This is a genomic window from Azospirillum sp. B506, from assembly GCF_000333595.1.
Taxonomy (GTDB): domain Bacteria; phylum Pseudomonadota; class Alphaproteobacteria; order Azospirillales; family Azospirillaceae; genus Azospirillum.
In genome coordinates, this window is the sequence record NZ_BADK01000322.1 from 1 (window position 1) to 2184 (window position 2184).

Annotated in this window: 3 protein-coding genes; 1 reads left to right on the forward strand and 2 read right to left on the reverse strand. The window is 68.2% G+C overall.

All coding sequences use genetic code 11. The features are described from left to right. Nucleotides 1-472, forward strand: a 472-nt coding sequence (locus I71_RS09940; RefSeq protein ID WP_042694430.1) for a nitrilase-related carbon-nitrogen hydrolase, incomplete at its 5' end; no start/stop codon positions are given. A gap of 43 nt (nucleotides 473-515) precedes the next feature. Here I71_RS09940 and I71_RS09945 read toward each other — a convergent pair. Both I71_RS09945 and I71_RS09950 read right to left on the reverse strand, forming a co-directional pair. Then, nucleotides 516-1076, reverse strand: coding sequence for a putative metalloprotease CJM1_0395 family protein (locus I71_RS09945; protein WP_244433740.1), 561 nt, complete (start codon nucleotides 1074-1076; stop codon nucleotides 516-518). Nucleotides 1077-1172: 96 nt separating this feature from the next. After that, nucleotides 1173-2184 (reverse strand): histone deacetylase family protein (locus I71_RS09950; protein WP_280109866.1); only part of this gene is annotated, 1012 nt, incomplete at its 5' end.

Genomic DNA, 2184 nt, shown 5'->3' on the forward strand with positions numbered 1-2184 from the left:
TATTGCGGTGTTCAAGACCCGGTACGCCATGGTCGGCTGCGCCATCTGCTGGGATCAGTGGTTCCCGAAAACCGCGCGCGTCATGGCACTGAAAGGGGCGGAGATTCTGCTCTATCCAACCGCCATCGGATCGGAACCGCAGGATTCCTCCATCGACAGCCAGGGCCACTGGACGCGGGTGATGCAGGGCCATGCCGGCGCCAACCTGATGCCGCTGGTGGCCTCCAACCGCGTCGGGATCGAACAGGGGGAAAACTGCGCGCTGACCTTCTACGGTTCCTCCTTCATCGCCGGACCGCAGGGGGAGATCGTGGCCCAGGCCGACCGCGAAAGCCGTACGGTCCTGACCGCCAGCTTCGACCTGGACCGCATCGCGGCGCAGCGCGCCTCGTGGGGAGTCTTCCGCGACCGCCGGCCCGAACTTTACGGCGCCCTGCTGACGCTGGACGGCGAAACCACGCCGCGTCGTTGACCCACGACCGGGAGACCGGGCCGGCAGTGCCGACGCCACCGCGTCAGACCGTCAGCCCCCTCCCGGGTCCGGCTTTGCCGAGCGACTGCGCCGCGCCATAGGCCGCCACCGCGCGGCCGGCCGCTGTATCCCCGCCCTGGCGGCGCTGTTCCGACTGTGCCTGAAGTTTTGCCGCGTCGGCCTGGGCGGCGACGCGCATGTCCTGTGGTGATGGATCGGCCGGCGCAAGGGCTGCGGCCTTCACCTGCTCCATCTTGGCGACGGTGGCGGCCGGCTCCGCTTCCGGGCTGACGTCGATCGGCACCTCGCCGGCGGTGGCGTAGTTCTTGCCGTCCGGACCGCGGGTGAAGGTGAAGGAGGCGCCACCGGCATGGCTGCCGCCCGCCGCCTGATGCGCAGCCTCATGTTGGCGGACGCTGGTGTCCGCCTGCTTGAGCTTCTGAACCTGCTGCTGGGCGGCGTCGGAAAGGGTAACGCTGTCGGCGGATCCGCTTTTGCTCTCCTTCGCGCCGGACGCGTCTTTCCCGTCCCGTCGCAGTGGAAGGCTGCGCGGACCGGAATAGGCCCCGATGGACGGGCTGGTGATGGAAAGGTCGGCAGCCACCGTCCGCACCCTCACTCAGATGCCGAACTTTCGATCAATCTAGGGCGATTCGGCCGCACCGGCAACGGTACGGCCACGCCCGTGCCTTGGCCTTCGTCAGCCCTGTTCGAAACCGGTCAGGACATTGGCGACATTCACGCCCAGGTCATCGACGGCATAGCCGCCCTCCATCACAAACAAAGTCGGCAGGCCGATCCCGGCAATCGCGGCCCCCATGCGCAGAAAATCCTCCGACAACAGGCGGAAGCGGGAAATCGGGTCGCCCCCATAGGTGTCGGCGCCCAGCGACAGCACCAAGGCGTCGGCGCCAAAGTCACGGATGCGCGCCGCTGCGGCCGTCAGCGCCTGCGCATAGCCGCTCCAGTCGGTTCCCCAAGGCAGCGTCAGGTTCAGGTTGGCTCCCTCCCCGACGCCGCCCCCCGTTTCGTCGGCATGGCCGCAGAAATAGGGGAACTCGTCTACAGGGTCGGCATGGATCGACACGAACAGCACGTCGCCGCGCTCCCAGAAGATCTCCTGCGTGCCGTTGCCATGATGATAGTCGACGTCCAGCACCGCAACCCGTCCGGCACCGCCGTCGCGCAGCGACTGCGCCGCGATGGCCGCATTGTTCAGGAAGCAATAGCCGCCATAGAAGGCATGACCGGCATGGTGCCCCGGCGGTCGGCACAGGGCAAAGGCGCTGCGGTCGCCGGCCCGCAGCCGGTCGGCACCGGTCAGCGCGCTGTCAGCCGCGGCGGTGGCCGCCCGCCAGGTGCCGGCGGTGATCGGCGTCCCGGCATCGAAAGAGTAGAAGCCGAGTCGGCCGTCGATGGAGCGCGGCACCCGCCGTCGAGACATGCCCGGCGCCACCCAGTTCAGCGGCAGTGCGTCGATGTCGGCGCCATGCTCCTCCACCCACTCATCCCAGGCGGTCTGAAGAAAGCTGAGATAGCCGGCGTCATGCACCCGTGCCAACGGGGCGATGCCATGACGGGTGGGCTCCACGACCGGACCGATCCCCACCGCCTCGATCCGCGCGCGGACGATGTCGGCACGCGCAGGCTTCTCGTAACAGGGAACAGTTGGCCGTCGTTGATTCGGACCGACGGGCTGCACCGGTGCTCTT